Genomic DNA, 18533 nt, shown 5'->3' with positions numbered 1-18533 from the left:
CGGTACCGCGGCACCGCGCACGCCGCGCGGCCGGCCATCCGCGGCCCGTCGGGAGGGCCTCTTCCCAAAGCCCCGGAAGCGGTCCAGAATCGTCGCCCACACGTCGCGTCCGTGGCGGCGTCGTACAGGGTTCGCCGTGGTCCGATATGGAAGGATCTGCCGCAGTACGTCACTCAAGGACACCGCCACCGCATCCGCGACCACCCCGCCCCCGGACGCCGGCCGCCCGGCACACGGGGGCAGCGGATCACCGGCCGGGTCGCGACCGTCCTCGCGCCGTGAAGTCGTCGTCGACGCAAGGGAGTTCACCGGCCGGGCCGGACACGGCAGCCACCCCCGCGCCACCTCTCCGTACCCCGACCAGGGAGCACCCGCCATGGACTTCGGACTCGTCCTCCAGACCGACCCGCCCGCCTCGGCCGTCGTCGGCCTGATGCGCCGCGCCGAACGGAACGGCTTCCGCTACGGCTGGACCTTCGACTCGACGGTGCTCTGGCAGGAACCGTTCGTCATCTACAGCCAGATCCTCGAACACACCGAACACCTCGTGGTCGGCCCCATGGTCACCAACCCGGGCACCCGCACCTGGGAGGTCACCGCCTCCACCTTCGCCACCCTCAACGACATGTTCGGCAACCGCACCGTCTGCGGCATCGGACGGGGCGACTCGGCGATGCGGGTCGCCGGACGCAGGCCCAACACCCTGGCCCGTCTCGGCGAGGCCATCGACGTCATCCGCGACCTCGCCGAGGGACGCGAGGCGACCGTCGACGGACAGCCGGTCCGGATCCCCTGGGTGAAGGACGGCAGACTGCCCGTCTGGATGGGCGCGTACGGCCCGAAGGCGCTGGCCCTCGCCGGACAGAAGGCCGACGGATTCATCCTCCAGCTCGCCGACCCGTTCCTCACCGAGTGGATGGTCAAGGCGGTGCGGGACGCGGCGGAGCAGGCGGGCCGCGACCCCGGCTCCGTGACCATCTGCGTCGCCGCCCCCGCCTATGTGGGCGACGACCTCGACCACGCCCGGGAGCAGTGCCGGTGGTTCGGCGGCATGGTGGGCAACCACGTCGCGGACCTGGTCTCCCGGTACGGCGCGCACTCCGGGCTGGTCCCCGAGGCGCTGACCGCCTACATCGAGGGCCGGCGGGGCTACGACTACAGCCACCACGGCCGGACCGGGAACCCCGACACCGACTTCGTGCCGGACGAGATCGTCGACCGGTTCTGTCTGCTGGGCCCCGCCGAGGCGCACATCGAGAAGCTGCGCGCCCTGCGCGATCTGGGCGTGGACCAGTTCGCCGTGTACAACATGCACGACGCGCGCGAGGCGACCATCGACGCCTACGGCGCACGGATCATCCCCGCGCTGTCCGACTGACCCGTCCCCTCCCGCCCCACGGTCGTCCGCACCCCCCCGCACCCCGGCACCCCCGAGCCCTGCCCCTTGCCACCTCGCGGCCGTCCGCACCCCCCGCGCCCCGCCCCGCACGGCACCACTCCCGAGCGAAGGGTCCAGCCGCCATGACCTCGACCGTTCCCCCGGTTCCGCCGCAGGACCGGATACCCGCATCCGCCGGGCGCGTCGAACTCGCCCCCGGCGCCGTTCCCGCCGACAACCGGTTCGTCAACGAGGACCTGTTGCCCGTTCCGCTGGAACGGCGCCGCTGGACGACGTACAACTTCGCCGCGCTCTGGGTGGGCATGGCCCACAACATTCCCTCCTGGCTGCTCGCCTCCGGTCTGGTCGCCCTCGGCATGGACTGGAAACAGGCGGTGTTCACCATCGCGCTGGCCAATCTGATCGTGCTCGGACCCATGCTCCTCACCGGGCACGCCGGGCCCAAGTACGGCATCCCCTTCCCGGTGCTCGCGCGCGCCTCCTTCGGGCTGCGCGGTGCCAACCTGCCCGCGCTGATCCGGGCCGCGGTGGCATGCGCCTGGTTCGGCATCCAGACCTGGATCGGGGGCGTCGGCATCTTCACCCTGCTGGGGAAGACGTTCGGCGGCTGGGCGGAGGCGTCCGTGATCGGCGGGCAGCCATGGACGCTCTGGCTCTGCTTCGTCCTCTTCTGGGCGCTCGAACTCGCCATCATCCACCGGGGGATGGACGCGCTGCGGCGGTTCGAGAACTGGGCGGCGCCGTTCGTCATCGTCGGCGCGGTCGTGCTCCTCGTCTGGATCGCCGTCGAGGCGGGCGGCTTCGGTCCGCTGCTCGACCAGCCGTCGAAGCTCGGCTGGGGCAAGGAGTTCTGGCCGGTCTTCTTCCCCTCGCTGATGGGCATGATCGCGTTCTGGGCCACGCTCTCGCTGAACATCCCCGACTTCACCCGTTTCGGGGCCGGACAGCGCGCCCAGATCCGCGGCCAGGTGCTCGGCCTGCCGACCACGATGACGCTCTTCGCCCTGCTCTCGGTCCTGGTCACCTCCGGCTCGCAGGCCGTGTACGGCGAGGCGATCTGGGACCCGGTGCAGCTCGTGGCGCGGACCGACAACGTCTTCGGGCTGCTCTACGCCCTGGTCACGGTGCTGGTCGCGACCGTCTCCGTGAACATCGCGGCGAACGTGGTGTCACCCGCGTACGACCTGGCGAACCTCGCGCCCCGGCTCGTCGACTTCCGTACGGGCGCCCTGATCACCGGGATCGTCGGCGTCCTCATCATGCCGTGGAAGCTCACCGGGACCCCCGAGCTGTACATCTTCACCTGGCTCGGGCTGGTCGGCGGCCTGCTCGGCACGGTCGCGGGCATCCTGATCGCCGACTACTGGATCGTCCGCCGCACGGTGCTCGACCTCGCGGACCTCTACCGCCCCGGCGGCCGGTACTGGTACACGAACGGCTGGAACTGGCGGGCGGTCGCCGCGTTCGCCGTCGGCGGCGTCCTCGCGATCGGGGGCTCCCACTCCGCGCCCGGGACGGGCCCGTTCCCGGCCGACGGCCTGATCCCGTTCCTGGAGCCGCTCGCCGACTACGGCTGGGCGGTCGGGCTGGTCTCCTCGCTGCTGCTGTACGTGGTGCTCAGCGGGCGGTCCGGCGTCACACCGGCGCCGACGTCCGGCCCAGCAGGGCGCTGATGTCGTACGTCTGGTCCGGCGGCGGCGTGGTCGTGGGCACCGGCGTGCCGAACGCCGAGAGGTTCACCACCGCGTCCGCCCCGTCGCCCCGGAGCGTGATCCTCAGGGGGTAGGGCTTGCCGGTGGCGGCGACGTACGTCGTGGTCGTGCGGCCGTCCCTCATCCGGGTCAGCGGGACCACCGGGGTTCCGTCGAGCGTGGTCCTCCTGGCCTTGTTCAGCGTCCCGCGGTCGTTGTCCGCGTGGTCGCTGACGAGCTTCTGGAAGGTGTCCGGATCGCAGCCGGCCGCCAGGTCGCGCAGGCGCGGGTCGGAGGCGGAGCCCTTCATGTAGCGCCCGTTGAGGATCGCGGCGAAGGCCGAACCGCCGTCCGGCACCTGGCTCTTCCAGAACGCCGCGTCCGGTCTGACCCAGACCGTGTCGCCGCGCTTCACGATCCGGACCGAGCCCTGGCCGTGGCCGAGACCGACGGAACCCTCGCAGTTCCCGTCCCGGTCCAGGGTGAGCCGCAGCGTCGTCGGGGGGCTGCCGTCGCCGAGGTCGCCGCGCGCGGTGAGACGCAGGGAACGGGCGCTCAGCAGGGCGTCGCGCGAACGGTCGGCGATCTGCTGGGCGGAGAGCTTGTCGATGCCGTCGTCCGCCCGCGCCGCGCCGCCGCCCAGGACGCTGCCCCCGGTGAGCCCCAGCAGGACGGCCGCCGCCCAGGCGGCCCGGCGGGTGCCGTGGTGTCGACCGGTCACGTCGCCTCCCTCGTGGGACCCGTGGGGGAGTGTGCCGCCGCCGGGCCCGTCCAGGTGCCGTCCGATGCTGTCCGACGCCGTCCGTCCGGGCGCCGTCGGACTTCTTTTGAGCGTACGCCGGGGCCGGACCGGTCGCCCGGCGGAGCACACCGCCGGGGGGCGCGGCCGGTCACGCCGTCACGGCCGCGGGCCGCTCCGCTCCAGCAGGGGCGGCAGCGCGGCGGCCAGCCGCTCCCTGAGCCGGTCCGGGCCACCGTCCACCCAGGGATGCGCGGCGTGGAAGGCCGACCAGTCCACCAGCCAGTCCAGCACCGCGTCGGGCGTGAACCACGATCCGTGCGAACCCAGCACGGCGCGCAGCAGACGGGGCGGCAGCACGGTCCCGGCGTGCTCCGCGAGCAGCACCGCGTCGTACAGGTCCTTGGCCGCCGACCGGCCCTCCGCCTCCTGGTCCTCGGCCAGCCACAGCAGCTTCCAGGCGAGCGAGAGCCCCGGACTCGCGGTCCGGACCGGCGTCGGGGGCCCGCCGTCACCGCGCGGGCAGGCCGTCCACACCGGGGCCTCGGGCAGCCGTTCGTCCTGGGCGAAGTCCATCCGCAGCTCGCCCGGCGGCAGCCCGTCCGCCTGCCAGGGAACGACCACCCGCACACCGGGGGTCTCGTACTCCCGGTACATCCAGACCCCGTCCGAGGTCACCCGGAGCGGATCGACGCGTATCCCACCGGGCGGGGGCGGCCCGGCCGTCAGCGCGGCGACGACCTCCTCGGCGGGGGAGGGCGGCGGATCGATGTCGTCGGGGCCCTCGATCTCGACCCAGCGGAGCCCCTCGGGGGCGAGAACGGGCCGGGCACCGGCGGTCTCGTGGCTCTCCTCGTCCGTCCACAGCTCGGGAGCGGCCGCGCCGTGCGCCGCCTCCGGCCAGTGCTGGACCGCCTCGATCCCGGCGACGTACGGGTAGGGATCGAGGCGGTCGACGAATTCGTCCGCCGCCGGGACGGACACCATCCAGTCCAGATCGCCCGGCTCCCGTGCCGCCTCACCCACCCACGCCTGGAGGGGCAGGCTGCCGCGCAGGACCAGCTGGTCGCCCCACGGCGACCCGGCGATCACGCGCAGCAGATGGTCCTGGACCGCGCGCCGGGCGGCCCGCCAGCGCGGCGCGAGCGCCGGATCGTCGAACGCCGGCTCCCCGGGAACGGGGCGGTCGGCCGTGCTCACCGCGCCGCCCCGGCCCGCTCGTCGATCCAGCCCGCGTCCAGGGCCGGGTGGTCGTCGTGCACGACGAACTCCTCCTCGGTCTCCAGCACTTCGAGCCCCGCGTCGCCCAGCGCGCGCAGCAGCGCGTCGAGCCGGGCCCGCGCGCCGGGCCGGCCGATCGCACGACAGCGCTGGGTGACGAACCGCTCATGGCGCCCCCGGCCGTCGGTGCGGCGGGCGTTGCGCGACAGATGGGCGCCGTGCCGCTCGGCCGCGGCCCGCGCGGCGGCGAGCTGCGGTTCGCCGGAGAGCAGCAGCTTGACGTGGTGCTCGAAGTGACAGTCGGGGGAGAGCGCGGCGGCCTCCTCGGCCGTCCGGGGTATCCCCTCGTTCCACGGCGCGGCCTCGATCTTCACGCGGACGACGGGGAAGCCCGCCGCGCGCAGCGCGTCCGCCCGGAGCCCCGCCGCCGCCCGCTGCCCGGAGAGCGAACCGCGCCCCTGCTCGGTCAGCATGGGCTGGTCGGGCACGGCACCGCGGTCCAGGACGATGCGGGTGAGCTTCAGGCCGTGCCGCTCCGCCCAGCGCCCCAGCCGGGCGCCCTCCTCGGCCTCGTCGGCCCGGGGATCGAAGCGCACCGTCAGATGCGTCTCGAATTCGCCCTCGAACTCCGCCTCCACGTACCCCTCCAGCAGTGTTCCGGTCACCTGTTTCCACCGGTGAACGTAGCAAGCGGCACTGACACACCCCCGGGCCGATGCCCGGCCACATTCCACCGAACGGTTGAGCGGACCGCTCACCAATCGTTACCCTCCGGTAAGTTCGTTCGGGCGTACCGGCGCGCGCCGCGCACACGTCGTGCGTACGCGTCCGCCGGGACGAGGAAGGCGGTCCGCCCATGTCCTCACCACAAGCCGTGGACACCACCGAACCGGCCGGTCCGACGGGGCTGGCCGACAGCGCACGGGAGCTGGCCGAGGGCCGCACCACCTCGGTCGAACAGGTGTCGGCGGCCCTGCGCCGCATCGAGGCGAGCCAGGGCACCCTCAACGCCTTCCGGCAGCTGCGCGCCGAGGCGGCGCTCACCGAGGCCGCCGAGGCCGACCGCAGGCTCGCGGCGGGGGAGCGGCTGCCCCTGCTCGGCGTGCCGGTCGCCGTCAAGGACGACATGGACGTCGCCGGGATGCCGACCTACTTCGGGTGCGACGGCGACCTGCCCGCCGCGACCGCGGACAGCGAGGCCGTACGGCGGCTGAGAGCGGCCGGGGCCGTGATCGTCGGCAAGACGAACTCCTGCGAGCTGGGCCAGTGGCCGTTCACCGAGGGCCGCGCCTTCGGCGCCACCCGCAACCCGTGGCACACCGGCCACACCCCCGGCGGCTCCTCCGGTGGCTCCGCGGCGGCCGTCGCGGCCGGTCTCGTACCCGCCGCGCTCGGCTCGGACGGCGCCGGCTCCGTCCGCATCCCGGCGGCCTGGACCCATCTCGTCGGCATCAAGCCCCAGCGCGGCCGGATCTCCGGCCATCCGCACACCGACGCCTTCCAGGGGCTGACCGTCAACGGGCCGCTCGCCCGGACCGTCGCCGACGCCGCGCTGCTGCTCGACGCGGCCGCCGGATCCCACCCCGACGACCCGCACCGGCCGCCCCCCGTCGCCGCCGCGGCCGCCGCCCGCCGCGACCCCGGACGGCTGCGGATCGCCCTCGCCTGGCGCCCCCCGCTCACCCTCACCCGCTCCGCGCCCCACCCCGAGGTGCGCCGGGCCGTCCTCGCCCTGGCCGAGGACCTCGCCCGGCTGGGCCACGACGTCGAGGAGGCCCGGCCCCAGTACGGGCTGATCGGTCTCGGCTTCGTGCCCCGCGCGACCGCGGGGATCGCCGAACTCGCCGCCCGCCACCCCGACCCCGCCCTCCTCGACCCGCGCACCCGCAGCGCCCTGCGCACCGGAACCCGGCTCGGCGGCCGGGCGGTACGGGCGGCCAGGCAACGCGAGGTGCGCCAGCACCGCAGGATCGGCGCCTTCTTCCGCCCCTCCCGCGGCGGCGCCGGGTACGACGTGCTGCTCACCCCGACGACCGCGCTGCCGCCGCCCCCGATCGGCCGCTTCGACGGGCTGAGCGCCTGGCGCACCGATCTCGCGATGACCGAGGCGTGCCCGTACGCCTGGCCGTGGAACGTACTGGGCTGGCCGGGCATCAACGTGCCGGCCGGTTTCACCGCCGACGGGCTGCCCGTCGGGGCGCAGCTGCTCGGCCCCTCCCGCAGCGAGGGGCTGCTGATCTCCCTCGCCGCCCAGCTGGAGGCCGACCGGCGCTGGTACGAGCACCGGCCCCCGGCCCCGCCCACCCGCCACGGGCCGGACGGGGGACGCTGACCGCCCGCCGCCACCCGCCCGCACCCGGTCGTTCGCACACGGGCGCGGGAGGCGGGATCATGGACAAGGAGTGGATGGGTGGTGGCGAGTATGGCGTGTGCAGGTCCGCAGCCGGCGCCCGGCGCCGAGCCCCCGCAGCCCAGCACTCCCCGGCACTCCTACGACACCGCCAACGACGCGACCGCGGTGGTGGCCGGCACCGGAAAGGTCGTCGGCTGGACGCAGAGCGCGCAGGACCTGCTGGGGTACCGGGCCGCGGACGTGGTCGGGCGGTCCGGCGGGTTCCTGCTCGCCATGCCCGAGGACCCGGTCCGGGTGGCGGGGATCGCCGAGCGCTGCCGCGCGGGCGTGGGGTGGCGGGGCGTCGCCGAGGCACGGCGGCGCGACGGAAGCCGGATCGAGCTGGACCTCCGGGTCTCGGCCTCGTTTCACCTGGACGGCCGGGAGTGCTTCCTGGTGTCCGGACGCGAACGACGGCCGGAGTGGGCGGTCGGGCAGTCCGTGCTGGACGCCTTCCTGGCCGGTTCACCGATCGGCGTGGCGGTGATGAGCCCGGACCTGCGCTACATCTGGATGAACGACACCCTGGAACGCTTCAGCGGCGTACCGCGCGAGCACCGGATGGGCCGCCGGCTGAGCGAGGTGCTCCCGGGGCTGGAGACCGAGGCCCTGGAGACCCTGATGCGCGGTGTGCTGGACACCGGCGTCCCCGTCATCGACTACGAGTACCTGGGCTGGACCTGGGCCGATCCGCGCCGCAAGCGCGCCTACTCCACGTCGTACCTCCCGCTGACCGACAGCGACGGCACCGTCACGGGCCTGTGCTACATGGTGCTCGACGTCACCGACCGGTGGAACGCCCAGCAGCGCCTGGCCCTGGTCAACGACGCCGGGGCGAGCATCGGCTCCACCCTGGACGTGATGCGTACGGCGCAGGAACTGGCCGACTTCGCGGTGCCGCGGTTCGCCGACTTCGTCGTCGTCGACCTGCTGGAGCCCGTCGCCAGCCCCGACGACCCCGGCCCGTGGCCCCTGGGCGTGGGGCTGTCGGGTCCGGAGCTGTCCCGGTCCGGCGTCGTCACCGGTTCCGTCCGGCCGAGGATGCGGCGCGCCGGGATGAGTTCGGTGCGCGAGGGCTGCCCGGAGGCGGTCTGCCGGGTCGGGGATCCGGTGGACTTCCTGCCGCCGCCCCACGACCTCCGGTTCCTGGTCGACGGCGAACCCGTCCTCATCCCGGTCCTCGACCCCGACAGCCACGTGTGGGCGGCCGAACAGCCCGGCAGGGCGGCGAGCATCCGCGAACACGGGCTCCACTCCCTGATCTCCGTACCCATGCGGGCCCGCGACACGGTGCTCGGTCTGACCACCTTCGTCCGGTCGGTCAACCCCGCCCCCTTCGAACCCGACGACGTGCTGCCCGCCCGCGAGATGGTGGCCCGCGCCGCCGTCTGCGTGGACAACGCCCGCCGCTACACCCGCGAGCACGCCGCGGCGCTGACCCTTCAGCGCAGTCTGCTCCCGCACACCCTGCCCGGCGGAATGGCCCTGGACGTGGCCTCGTCCTACCTTCCCGCGGACGCCAAGGACGGCGTCGGCGGCGACTGGTTCGACGTGATCCCGCTCTCCGGCGCCCGGGTCGCCCTGGTCGTCGGCGATGTCGTCGGCCACGGCATCGGCGCCGCGGCCACCATGGGCCGGCTGCGCACCGCGGTCCACACCCTCGCCGACATGGAGCTGCCGCCCGACGAACTCCTCGCCCACCTCGACGACCTGGTGCTCCGGCTGAGCGACGAGGAATCCGAGGGGGAGGACGGCGGCGGCACCACGGTGCTCGGCGCCACCTGCCTGTACGCCGTGTACGACCCGGTCACCCAGTTCTGCACCATGGCGCGGGCCGGCCACCCGCCGCCCGTCGTCGTCACCACGGACGGCCGCGTCAGCTTCCCGGAACTGCCCGCCGGGCCCCCGCTGGGCCTGGGCGGCATGCCGTTCGAGACGGCGGAGATCTGCCTCCCGGAAGGCAGCCTGATCGGCCTCTACACCGACGGACTGATCGAGGGCCGGGACCGGGACGCCGACCTCGGCATGTCCCGGCTCGGCGGCGCCCTGGCCCAGCGCGGTCTCCCGCTCGACGCCCTCTGCGCGAGCGTCGTGGACCAGCTGGTCTCGCAGCCCCAGCCCGACGACGTCGCGCTGCTGCTCGCCCGCACCCATGAGCTGAGCGACGACCACGTCGCCTCGTGGGAGGTGCCCACCGACCCGGCGGCGGTCGCCGGGGTCCGGGCACGGACCGCCAAGGTGCTGCGCTCCTGGGGCCTGGAGGAGCTGGAGATGACGACCGAACTGATCGTCAGCGAACTCGTCACCAACGCGGTGCGCTACGCCACCGGCCCGATCCGGCTCCGGCTGCTGCGCCAGTCCGTCCTGATCTGCGAGGTCTCCGACACCAGCAGCACCTCGCCCCGGCTGCGGCACGCCCGCACCACCGACGAGGGCGGCCGCGGTCTCTTCCTCGTCGCCCAGCTCACCCGCCGCTGGGGCACCCGCTACACGGCCGACGGCAAGATCATCTGGACCGAGCAGGACCTCCCGACGACGGGCGCCTGACACACCTCTGCGAAAGGCCCCTCGCCCGGCCGCCCGTCACGGCACCCGCGCGGTCCACTCCGCCGTGCCGAACTTCGTCCGGACCAGCTCCTCGGCGCGCGCCATCTCCTCGTCCGTCACCCGGCCCCGGGCGAGGCCGTACCGGCCGCGGAAGGAGTCGATCATCCGCTCGATCACCGCCTCGCGCGCCAGCCCCGTCTGACGGCGCAACGGGTCGACGCGCTTCTTCGCGCTCCTGGTCCCCTTGTCGGAGAGCTTCTCCTTGCCGATCCGCAGCACCTCCAGCATCTTGTCCGCGTCGATGTCGTACGACATCGTCACGTGGTGCAGGACGGCACCGGGGCCGCCGTCGGTGCCGACGATCCGCTTCTGCGCGGCGCCGGCGATCTTCCCGGCGTCGGTGGCGATGTCGTTGAGCGGCTGGTACCAGGCCTTGATCCCCATGTCGCCGAGGGCGCCCAGCACCCAGTCGTCGAGATAGGCGTAGCTGTCGGCGAAGGTGAGGCCGGAGACCAGCGAGTCCGGTACGGACAGGGAGTACGTGATGGTGCTCAGGGGCTCCACGAACATGGCCCCGCCGCCGGAGACGCGGCGTACCACCGTCATCCCGTGCCGTGCCGCCCCTTCGGCGTCCACCTCGTTGCGCAGCGACTGGAAGCTGCCGATGACCACGGCGGGCGAGGCCCACTCCCAGACCCGCAGCGTGGGGGCCCGCCGCCCGGCGGCCACCTCGGCGGTCAGGACCTCGTCCAGCGCCATGTGCAGGGCCGGGGCCTGTGCCTCGGTGTGCACCAGCTGCCAGTCGTAGTCGCTCCACTCGGTCGCCTGGGCCAGTGCCCGCCGGACCGCGATGCCGACACCCTCCGCGGTCAGCCCGAACATGACGGTCGACTCGGGCAGCGCCGCCGTGATCCGGGCCGCGAGCCCCGCGGCGTCCGTCGAAGCGGGAGCGCCTTCCAGGGCCCCGTCGATCGCGAGGAGCGCCTCGTCGGGCTCCAGGAAGAAGTCCCCGGCGACGCGCACACGGCGCAGCACCCCCTCTTCGACGTCCAGATCCACGACGACGAGCTTGCCGTTGGGCACCTTGTACTCGCCATGCACGGCTTCGTTCCCTTCCCGGTGCGCGGCGTGGATCGTGAGCCCACTGCTCCGATCCGGGACGGACGCGCACATATCTCGCATCGCACTGTAACGCCCGCCCTCGGCGAGCTGCCATCCGCCGGTGGGGCCGTACCGGCGGACGTGCCGAAATCCGGATCGCGCGGGGCCGCCGTCGGCTGGCACGGTGTCTCCATGGAGCACACGGAAGTACTGCTTATCGGCGGGCGGGCCGGGGTCGGCAAGACGACGGTGGGGTGGGAGATCTCGGCACAGCTGCGTGCGGCCGCCGTTCCCCACGCGGTCATCGACGGCGACTTCATGGGGTCCGTCCACCCGGCACCGGAGGGGGACCCCGACCGTTCGGAGGTCACCGAATGCAATCTGAGGGACGTGTGGGCGAACTTCTCCCGCCGCGGCTACCGCCGCCTGATCTATACGAACACCGTGAGCGTGCTGCCCGAAGCGACGGGCATGTTCGAACGCGCCCTGGGCGACGGGGCGCGGATGGTACGGGTGCTGCTCACCGCCACCGACGCCACCGCCCGGGAACGGCTGCTGGGCCGGGAGCTCGGCTCGGAGCTGGAGTCGGAATTCCGGAGCAGCGTCCGCAAGGCACGTCTCCTGGAGGAACGGGTCCACGCGGACACGGTGCGCGTGGCGACGGACGGACGGCCGGTGGTGGACATCGCGCGGGAGACGGTGGCCGTCACCGGCTGGACCGGAAACCGCTCCATCGGCGGAGCGTGAGGCACGGGAGCCCCGGAAGGGCGCCGCCGCCCCCGCCCCGTCGCTCGTCATCGGGTCACTCCACGGGCGCGCGCCCGGCGGCGGCGTCCCATCCCTGTGCGGCACCCGGCAGCGACACCCGGACGGTGAGCCCGCCGCCCGGATCGGGGCTCAGGGACAGGTCCGCGTGGTGTGCCCGGACGATGCTGGCGACGATCGCCAGTCCGAGGCCGTGGCCGCGGCGGGTGGAATTCTTCTCGGCCAGGCGCCCGCTGCCGCGCAGGAACGGTTCGGTGAGGCGCTCGACCGTGCCGGACAGGGCTGGTCCGGTGTTGCTGACGGTCAGCAGGGCGCGGCCGGGGCGCGCCGGGTCGGGGCCGGTGGTCAGGGAGAGTGAGCCACCGGCGGGCAGGTTGTGCCGTACGGCGTTGTGGAGCAGGTTCAAAGTCAGCTGGCGCAGCAGTACGTCGTTGCCGGTGACCGGGGCCGGGCGGGGGTCGGTGACGAGGGTGACGTCGCGTGCCCTGGCCTCCTCGCGGACGGTCTCGACGGCGCCCCGGGCAGTGTCGGCGAGGTCGAGCGGCTCCATGGCGGGCGGGGTGTGGTCCAGGGCGGAGAGCTGGAGCAGGGCGTCGGTGATGTCGATACCGCGCTGGTTGGTCTCGCGGAGCCGGGAGACGAGCCGGTGGTAGTCCTGGCCGTCGGGGTCGGCGACGGCCACGTCGAGCATGGTGCGGCTGACGGCGAGCGGTGTGCGCAGCTCGTGCGAGGCGTTGGCGGCGAAGCGCCGCTGGGCGTCGAAGGACCGTTGCAGGCGGGCGAGCATGTCGTCGAAGGTGTCGGAAAGTTCGGTGAACTCGTCGCGCGGGCCGGTGAGCCCGATGCGGTGGTCCAGGGAGCCGTGGGCGGCCCGGCGGGCGGCCCGGGTGATGTCCTGGAGGGGACGCAGCACCCGGCCCGCGATGAGCCAGCCCGCGCCGAGCCCGATCAGGGCCAGGAGCAGCAGCGTGACGCCGGAGGCCTTGGCGAGGTCCCGGAGGATGTCCGGCCGGGTCGCGATGGCGGCCGCCTGCGGGTTCACGTCGGCCAGCGGGTAGTAGGGCACGAACCGCATCGCCAGGTAGACCACGACCAGGCTGAACGCCCCGGCGACGACGACGAACAGGGCGTAGGTGAGGGTGAGCTTCATCCGGGCGGTCAGCCGGCGCGGCCGCCCGGAAGGCACCGGGCCTCCGGCCGGGGACGCGAGGGCGCGGCGGCGGTTCACCGGCCGTGCCCCGTCGGCCCGTGGTGCCCGGCCGGCTCGTCGAGGCGGTATCCGACGCCCGGCACGGTGAGGATCGCCGACGGCTCGCCGAGCCGTTTGCGGAGCGTGGAGATGGTGATGCGGACCGCGTTGGTGAACGGATCGGCGTTCTCGTCCCAGGCCCGCTCCAGCAGCGTCTCCGCGCTGACGACGCCGCCGCGCGCGGTCATCAGGACTTCCAGGACGGCGAACTGCTTCCTGGTGAGCGCCACGTATCTGCCGTTCCTGAAGACCTCGCGCCGGAACGGGTCCAGCCGGATCGCGGCGTACTCCAGGACGGGGGGCGTGCTGTCCTTGGGCCGGCGGGCCAGCGAGCGGAGCCGTACGACGAGCTCCTTCAGGTCGAACGGCTTCGTCAGGTAGTCGTCGGCGCCGATCTCGAACCCGGTGACCTTCTGGTCCAGGAGTCCCGCCGCGGTCAGCATGAGCACCCGGCAGCCGAGGCGCCGTTCCACGATGATCCGGCACACGTCGTCCCCGTGCGTGCCGGGGATGTCGCGGTCGAGCACGACGACGTCGTACTCGTTCACATCGAGGCGTTCCAGGGCGGTGTCGCCGTCCCCTGCGATGTCGGAGGCGATGGCTTCGAGTCTGAGGCCCGCCTGCACCGCCTCGGCGAGATACAGCTCGTCCTCGACAATCAGCACCCGCATACGGTCTCTCCTGCTCCTTGCCTCGCCCGGCCGGTCGTCGGCCCTTCCGGCCCTCCCCATGGGAACAGTCCGGGCATATCGAAAACGTATCGGGAAATCGAAACGGCCCGACAACACGGCCCGCCGTTCACTCGTTCCGTCAGCCCGCGGCATCCGCACTCGCCGCGCCGTACGAGATGCCCGGAGGCCACCATGCACGACCACCCCACCGCGGAGCGCCCCAGGGCGGCGACGCGCCGATTCCCCGGCCGGGCGGCGGCAGGAGCCGGTGCGGTCGTGGTGGTGGCGCTGGCGGCGGCCTGGGCCGCGACATCCGGGAGCGGACCGGCCACACGGACCGCCGCACCGGCCACACGGACCGCCGCACCGGCCGGCCACGGGCCGAGCGGCGGAGAACCGGCCGTGCGGAGCACGGCGGAGGCCGGGGGCCGGGACACCGGGGGCGGTGACCTGCCGGAGGGCCGGGAGCTCACCCCGTTCGACACCCGCTACCCGGCCGTCGGGCGACTGGACGAGCGGCTGCTGAAGGCGGTGCAGAAGGCGGCCCGGGACGCCCGCGCCCACGGCATCGAACTGCGGATCACCTCGGGATGGCGCAGCAGGGAGCACCAGCAGCGCCTGCTGGACGAGGGGATCGAGAAGTACGGGAGCGAGGAGAAGGCGAGACAGTTCGTGAACACCCCGCAGAAGTCGACCCATGTGTCCGGCAAGGCGGTCGACATCGGCCCCACCGATGCCGACGACTGGCTCATCCGCAACGGCTCCGACTACGGCCTGTGCCAGGTCTACGCCAACGAGATGTGGCATTTCGAGCTGCTGACCCGTCCCGGCGGCGACTGCCCGTCCCCGCTGCGCGACGCGGCCGGCTGACGGCCGATGCGTTCAGCCCCTCAGCCCGTGCCACCCCCTGCCGAAGGACATGTCATGGCCGATCTGCGCGAAGACCCCTATCCGGACGTGTACGTCGGAGGCGGATTCTCCGATCCCGCCGACGCACCGCTCCCCGGGACACCGACCGGCGGAACACCGCCCACCGATCCCCGTCCCTGGTACCGCCCGAGGTGGCACGCGGGCCGGATCCCGGGCGCCGTCGCGGTGATGACGGGCCTCGCACTGGTCTGCCACTCGTTCGTGCCCAACACACCGGGCAACCTGGGCAGCCTGCTCGAAACCCTGCTGCCGTGGACCGGTCTGGCCGTACCGGCGCTCCTTCTGGCCGCCCTCGTCCGCAGGTCCGTGCCGACGGTCATCGCCGCACTCCTGCTCGGCGCCGTCTGGTTCGTCGTGTTCGCGCCCCTGCTCCTCGGCGGCCGCGGCGACGGCGAGCCGAACCTGACCGTGGTCACCCACAACGTCAACGCCGCCAACCCCGACCCCGCCGGGACCGCCCGGACGCTGCTCGCCGCCGACCCCGACCTGGTGGCGCTGGAGGAAGTCACCGACGAGGCCCTGCCCGCCTACCGGAAGGTGCTGGACCACCGCCTCACCCACTCCGTGCACATCGGCACCGTCGCCCTGTGGAGCCGCCACCCCATCACCGAATCCCGGCGCCTGACCATCGACCCCGGCTGGAGCCGCTCCCTGCGCGCCGTGGTGCGGGGGCCGAACGGGCCCCTCGCCGTCTACGTGGTCCACCTGCCCTCGGTACGCGTCGGCGCGTCCGGCTTCACCGTCGCCCGGCGCGACCACGCCCTCACCGCCCTCGACCGGTTCCTGGACCGCGAACAGCAGAAGAGGGTCGTCCTCCTGGGCGACCTCAACGGCACCACCACCGACCGCGGGCTCGCCCCGCTGACGTCCCGGCTGACACCGGTCGAGGACCTGGCCGGCAGCGGCTTCGGCTTCAGCTGGCCCGCGGCCTTCCCGGTCGCCCGTATCGACCACATCCTCACCCGCGGCGTCACCCCCACCGACGCCTGGACCCTCCCGGCCACCGGCAGCGACCACCGGCCGGTCGCCGCCGGACTCAGGGCCTGAGCGCCGTCCCGCACCGGACCTGTGACGCATGCGCCGTCCCGCCCGTGCTCGCGGCGGCGGCACGGTCCCGCGACCCGGCACCGCCCTGCGACAACGGGCCGCCGGATTCCCGCGGACGGCCCCGTCCCGGTGATCACCGACGGCCGGTGCGGCGCGCCGCGGGTACGCCCCCGAGCGCGCCCGCCCGGTTCCGGAGGGCGTCCGCCCCGCGCGGACCGGCCCTCCGGATGCGCCGAGCGGCGGGGCCGCGTACGGCAGGCCCGCTTCGAGCCCGCGGCCGCCCGCCGGGTCGGCGCCGACCCCCGACATGCCGTCCTGTCCCGCCCCTACCTCCGGGGTAATCGACGCCCCGTCGGCGTCCGGGCAGGCTGCGACGCATGACAACCACCACCGCGGACGCCACCCGCGCCACCGTCCAGAAGTTCCTCGCCCTCCGCCTCGCCGGGGACATCGCGGGGCTCACCGCGCTCTTCGCCGACGACGTCGACTGGCTGCTCGCGGAGAACCCCGCGGTCCCCTGGATCCGGCCCCGCTCCACCGCCGCCGAATGCGCCGCCCAGCTGACGGAGCTGACCGAGCACACGGTGGCCGAGGACGCCGTCGCGTCCATCGATGCCGTCCTCGTCGACGGCGCCGACGCCGTGCTGACGGGGCACGTCTCGGGGACCGTCCGCGCGACCGGCAGGTCCTTCGAGGGCCCCTTCGCCCTGCGCCTCACCGTCGAGAACGGCCGGATCACCCGCCACCACCTGTACGAGAACAGCCTGTCGATCGCGCAGGCGTGCACGCCCTGACGGGGTGCGCGCCCCCGGACGGTGTGTGTTGCCACGGACGGCATGGGCGCCCGACGGTGTGGGTGGCCGACGGGCCGGGTGGCTCAGGCGCGGTCCCGGGGCTGCTGCCCCCCGTCCCGCCCCGGGGCCCCGGCGTCGGGCCCGGGGACGGTCTCGCCCCGGATGACACGAGGCGTCCCCGCCTCCCCCTCGGCGCCCTGCTGCTCCTTCATCGCCTTCGCCTCGGCCTTGAGGATGCGCGCCGACTTGCCCGCCGAACGGGCCAGTTCGGGAAGCTTCTTGGCACCCAGGACCAGGACGACCACGATCAGGACGACCGCGAGCTCACTGATACCGAACATCAGTCGTCCTCGCCCTCGTCGTCGCTGTCGTCCTCGAAGAAGTCCCCCACCTCGTCGACGACTTCGGCGGCGACCAGCCCTCCGACGACACCGACCGCGAGCCCGGCCGCGCCCACCGCGACAGCCGTTCCGAGGCCGGGGCCCGAGCGGTGCCCGCCGTCGTGGTGGTGGGCACTCTCGTGGCCGTGGTGCCCGGCGTACGGATCGCCGTGTCCGTACGCGGAGCCCTCGGCGTACGCCGACCGGTGCTCGATCAGCTGCCGGAGCCAGCCCTCGACGAGCGCGCGCCAGTCCTGGTGGTGGATGCCGTCGTGCCCGACCGTGAACCGGGTGAGCGCGTCGTGGCCGCCGGAGAGGAGTCCGCCGCGCCTGTCGGCCTCCAGGACCACCTCCATGCCGCCCGCGGTGGCGAGGAAGGTCACCTCGATCTCGTTGACCGCGTGCGCGTACTGCGGCGGCGGGGTCAGCTCGATCTCCTGGTAGAAGGGGAGCTGCTGGCCGGTGCCGCCGATGCGGCCGTACTCCAGATCCGCGGACGCGAAGCCGAATCCGAGCTGTCCGAACGCTTCGAGGATCACTTCCTGCACCGGCAGCGGACCCACCGCGAGCCGGTCGAGGTCGCCCTTGTCCCGGGCCCCGGCGACCGACAGCTCGGTGCGTACGCCGAGCACGATGCCCAGGCTCTGGCCGTACAGCTCGGTGACCGGTGTCTCCCAGGGCAGCGCGACCGTGAACGGCACGCTGAGCTGCTCACCCTCGGCCAGCCGGAAGCCGCCGCCCACGGTGAAGCGTTCGAAGGCCACGACGTGTTCCTCCTCCCCCTCCTCGTGCTCGGCCTCCACGCGTGCGACGAGCTCCAGCGTGAGGTGGTCGATGTCGAAGTCGGAACTGCCGCCCTTGAGGTGGACCTGGCCGGACAGCGGGCCGCCGGGAGCGGCCGCCCCGGTGGTGAGGACGGTGTCGACGGTGGGGCCGCCCACGCCGAGCGAGCCGAGCAGTCGTTTGAACACCATTGCGGCGTCCACTCCCTTATGTGCGTACGAGGGGTGCGGGGAGTCCGGGAACGCCGCAGGCGGCTCCCGTTCTCTACAGACGTGTAGAGCATAGGGCCGGTGGCGGGGCTTCCGGGGCCGTGACGGCTCGGCGGACACGAAAGTCCGAAAAGGATCGCTCGGGAGGTCCTGGCACCCGCTTGACGTGCGCGTTTTGCCGTGCTTTTACGATGCGGGGCGAGGGTCGGAAAAGGGTGCGGGGCCGTGTGGTGCGGGTGCACCACACGGCCCCGGGCCATGGTTCGTGTCCTGCGGTCGTGGAGCGGGTCAGCCCTTGCGGGCGTTGATCTCGTCGGTGAGCTGGGGCACGACCTGGAAGAGGTCTCCGACGACGCCGTAGTCGACGAGGTCGAAGATCGGGGCCTCGGCGTCCTTGTTGATCGCGACGATCGTCTTCGAGGTCTGCATGCCCGCCCGGTGCTGGATCGCGCCCGAGATGCCCGAGGCGATGTACAGCTGCGGCGAGACCGACTTGCCCGTCTGCCCGACCTGGCTGGAGTGCGGATACCAGCCCGCGTCCACCGCGGCCCGCGACGCACCGACCGCCGCACCCAGCGAATCGGCCAGCGACTCGATCACATGGAAGTTCTCCGC

Annotated in this window: 17 protein-coding genes; 8 read left to right on the top strand and 9 right to left on the bottom strand. The window is 73.5% G+C overall.

All coding sequences use genetic code 11. The annotated features are described in order from the left end of the window. Positions 1 to 376: 376 nt before the first annotated feature. Positions 377 to 1378, top strand: a complete 1002-nt coding sequence (locus ACFVFH_RS30365) for a TIGR03842 family LLM class F420-dependent oxidoreductase (protein ID WP_383774462.1) — start codon at positions 377 to 379, stop codon at positions 1376 to 1378. Positions 1379 to 1521: 143 nt separating this feature from the next. After that, positions 1522 to 3072 (top strand): NCS1 family nucleobase:cation symporter-1, encoded by a 1551-nt coding sequence (locus tag ACFVFH_RS30360; RefSeq protein ID WP_383774460.1) that lies wholly within the window; start codon positions 1522 to 1524, stop codon positions 3070 to 3072. Here the strand turns inward: ACFVFH_RS30360 and ACFVFH_RS30355 are convergent. The 3 genes from ACFVFH_RS30355 to ACFVFH_RS30345 all read right to left on the bottom strand — a co-directional run bounded on the left by ACFVFH_RS30355 (position 3035) and on the right by ACFVFH_RS30345 (position 5715). Then, positions 3035 to 3811, bottom strand: coding sequence for a hypothetical protein (locus ACFVFH_RS30355; protein ID WP_383774458.1), 777 nt, complete (start codon positions 3809 to 3811; stop codon positions 3035 to 3037). The two genes, ACFVFH_RS30360 and ACFVFH_RS30355, sit on opposite strands and share 38 nt — an antisense overlap. A 177-nt stretch (positions 3812 to 3988) precedes the next feature. Then, the gene (locus ACFVFH_RS30350) at positions 3989 to 5029 is read right to left on the bottom strand and encodes a nucleotidyl transferase AbiEii/AbiGii toxin family protein (RefSeq protein WP_383774456.1); all 1041 of its coding nucleotides are present in this window, start codon (positions 5027 to 5029) and stop codon (positions 3989 to 3991) included. Continuing rightward, positions 5026 to 5715, bottom strand: coding sequence for a hypothetical protein (locus ACFVFH_RS30345; RefSeq protein WP_383774454.1), 690 nt, complete (start codon positions 5713 to 5715; stop codon positions 5026 to 5028). Before ACFVFH_RS30345 ends, ACFVFH_RS30350 begins: the two co-directional genes overlap by 4 nt. 191 nt (positions 5716 to 5906) lie before the next feature. Here ACFVFH_RS30345 and ACFVFH_RS30340 point away from each other — a divergent pair, with 191 nt between their 5' ends. Then, complete coding sequence (locus ACFVFH_RS30340; RefSeq protein ID WP_383774452.1) at positions 5907 to 7382, top strand: amidase; 1476 nt, start codon at positions 5907 to 5909, stop codon at positions 7380 to 7382. A gap of 90 nt (positions 7383 to 7472) precedes the next feature. Beyond that, complete coding sequence (locus ACFVFH_RS30335) at positions 7473 to 9989, top strand: SpoIIE family protein phosphatase (RefSeq protein ID WP_383774450.1); 2517 nt, start codon at positions 7473 to 7475, stop codon at positions 9987 to 9989. 36 nt (positions 9990 to 10025) lie between these two features. On the opposite strand, the gene ACFVFH_RS30330 is transcribed toward ACFVFH_RS30335, so the two are convergent. Continuing rightward, positions 10026 to 11090, bottom strand: a complete 1065-nt coding sequence (locus ACFVFH_RS30330; RefSeq protein WP_383774448.1) for a biotin/lipoate A/B protein ligase family protein — start codon at positions 11088 to 11090, stop codon at positions 10026 to 10028. A gap of 192 nt (positions 11091 to 11282) precedes the next feature. Here ACFVFH_RS30330 and ACFVFH_RS30325 point away from each other — a divergent pair, with 192 nt between their 5' ends. After that, positions 11283 to 11837: a hypothetical protein gene (locus ACFVFH_RS30325; RefSeq protein ID WP_383774446.1), complete on the top strand. Its 555-nt coding sequence runs from the start codon at positions 11283 to 11285 to the stop codon at positions 11835 to 11837. 55 nt (positions 11838 to 11892) lie between these two features. Here the strand turns inward: ACFVFH_RS30325 and ACFVFH_RS30320 are convergent, their stop codons facing one another. Together ACFVFH_RS30320 and ACFVFH_RS30315 are read right to left on the bottom strand one after the other, a co-directional pair. Beyond that, complete coding sequence (locus ACFVFH_RS30320; protein WP_383774444.1) at positions 11893 to 13041, bottom strand: sensor histidine kinase; 1149 nt, start codon at positions 13039 to 13041, stop codon at positions 11893 to 11895. A 38-nt stretch (positions 13042 to 13079) separates the two neighbouring features. Beyond that, positions 13080 to 13775, bottom strand: coding sequence for a response regulator transcription factor (locus ACFVFH_RS30315; RefSeq protein ID WP_383774442.1), 696 nt, complete (start codon positions 13773 to 13775; stop codon positions 13080 to 13082). A gap of 192 nt (positions 13776 to 13967) precedes the next feature. On the opposite strand from ACFVFH_RS30315, the gene ACFVFH_RS30310 reads away from it, so the two are divergent. From ACFVFH_RS30310 to ACFVFH_RS30300, 3 genes are all read left to right on the top strand, one after another. Continuing rightward, complete coding sequence (locus tag ACFVFH_RS30310; RefSeq protein WP_383774440.1) at positions 13968 to 14645, top strand: M15 family metallopeptidase; 678 nt, start codon at positions 13968 to 13970, stop codon at positions 14643 to 14645. Between the two features lie 54 nt (positions 14646 to 14699). Continuing rightward, on the top strand, positions 14700 to 15752 hold the full coding sequence (locus ACFVFH_RS30305; protein WP_383774438.1) for an endonuclease/exonuclease/phosphatase family protein: 1053 nt from the start codon (positions 14700 to 14702) through the stop codon (positions 15750 to 15752). Between the two features lie 377 nt (positions 15753 to 16129). After that, positions 16130 to 16546 carry a nuclear transport factor 2 family protein gene (locus ACFVFH_RS30300; RefSeq protein ID WP_383774436.1) on the top strand — a complete coding sequence of 139 codons (417 nt, stop codon included), beginning with the start codon at positions 16130 to 16132 and terminating at the stop codon, positions 16544 to 16546. 83 nt (positions 16547 to 16629) lie between these two features. On the opposite strand, the gene ACFVFH_RS30295 is transcribed toward ACFVFH_RS30300, so the two are convergent. The 3 genes from ACFVFH_RS30295 to ACFVFH_RS30285 all read right to left on the bottom strand — a co-directional run. Then, a complete protein-coding gene (locus ACFVFH_RS30295; protein WP_383774434.1) occupies positions 16630 to 16887 on the bottom strand; it encodes a twin-arginine translocase TatA/TatE family subunit in 258 nt (85 codons plus the stop codon). Continuing rightward, positions 16887 to 17900, bottom strand: coding sequence for a sporulation protein (locus ACFVFH_RS30290; RefSeq protein WP_383774432.1), 1014 nt, complete (start codon positions 17898 to 17900; stop codon positions 16887 to 16889). Before ACFVFH_RS30290 ends, ACFVFH_RS30295 begins: the two co-directional genes overlap by 1 nt. Before the next feature lie 306 nt (positions 17901 to 18206). Further along, positions 18207 to 18533, bottom strand: a 327-nt coding sequence (locus tag ACFVFH_RS30285; protein ID WP_383774430.1) for an electron transfer flavoprotein subunit alpha/FixB family protein, incomplete at its 5' end; no start/stop codon positions are given.

Origin of the sequence: Streptomyces sp. NPDC057697 (genome assembly GCF_042799335.1) — a bacterium.
GTDB lineage: Bacteria > Actinomycetota > Actinomycetes > Streptomycetales > Streptomycetaceae > Streptomyces.
This window is presented reverse-complemented; position numbering and strand designations above follow the sequence as displayed.

Bases quoted from the DNA above. Each gene is read 5' to 3' on its own strand.
- ACFVFH_RS30365 (WP_383774462.1), top strand. From the start codon at position 377: ATGGACTTCGGACTCGTCCTCCAGACCGACCCGCCCGCCTCGGCCGTC.
- ACFVFH_RS30360 (WP_383774460.1), top strand. From the start codon at position 1,522: ATGACCTCGACCGTTCCCCCGGTTCCGCCGCAGGACCGGATACCCGCA.
- ACFVFH_RS30340 (WP_383774452.1), top strand. From the start codon at position 5,907: ATGTCCTCACCACAAGCCGTGGACACCACCGAACCGGCCGGTCCGACG.
- ACFVFH_RS30335 (WP_383774450.1), top strand. From the start codon at position 7,473: ATGGCGTGTGCAGGTCCGCAGCCGGCGCCCGGCGCCGAGCCCCCGCAG.
- ACFVFH_RS30325 (WP_383774446.1), top strand. From the start codon at position 11,283: ATGGAGCACACGGAAGTACTGCTTATCGGCGGGCGGGCCGGGGTCGGC.
- ACFVFH_RS30315 (WP_383774442.1), bottom strand. From the start codon at position 13,775: ATGCGGGTGCTGATTGTCGAGGACGAGCTGTATCTCGCCGAGGCGGTG.
- ACFVFH_RS30310 (WP_383774440.1), top strand. From the start codon at position 13,968: ATGCACGACCACCCCACCGCGGAGCGCCCCAGGGCGGCGACGCGCCGA.
- ACFVFH_RS30305 (WP_383774438.1), top strand. From the start codon at position 14,700: ATGGCCGATCTGCGCGAAGACCCCTATCCGGACGTGTACGTCGGAGGC.
- ACFVFH_RS30300 (WP_383774436.1), top strand. From the start codon at position 16,130: ATGACAACCACCACCGCGGACGCCACCCGCGCCACCGTCCAGAAGTTC.
- ACFVFH_RS30295 (WP_383774434.1), bottom strand. From the start codon at position 16,887: ATGTTCGGTATCAGTGAGCTCGCGGTCGTCCTGATCGTGGTCGTCCTG.
- ACFVFH_RS30290 (WP_383774432.1), bottom strand. From the start codon at position 17,900: ATGGTGTTCAAACGACTGCTCGGCTCGCTCGGCGTGGGCGGCCCCACC.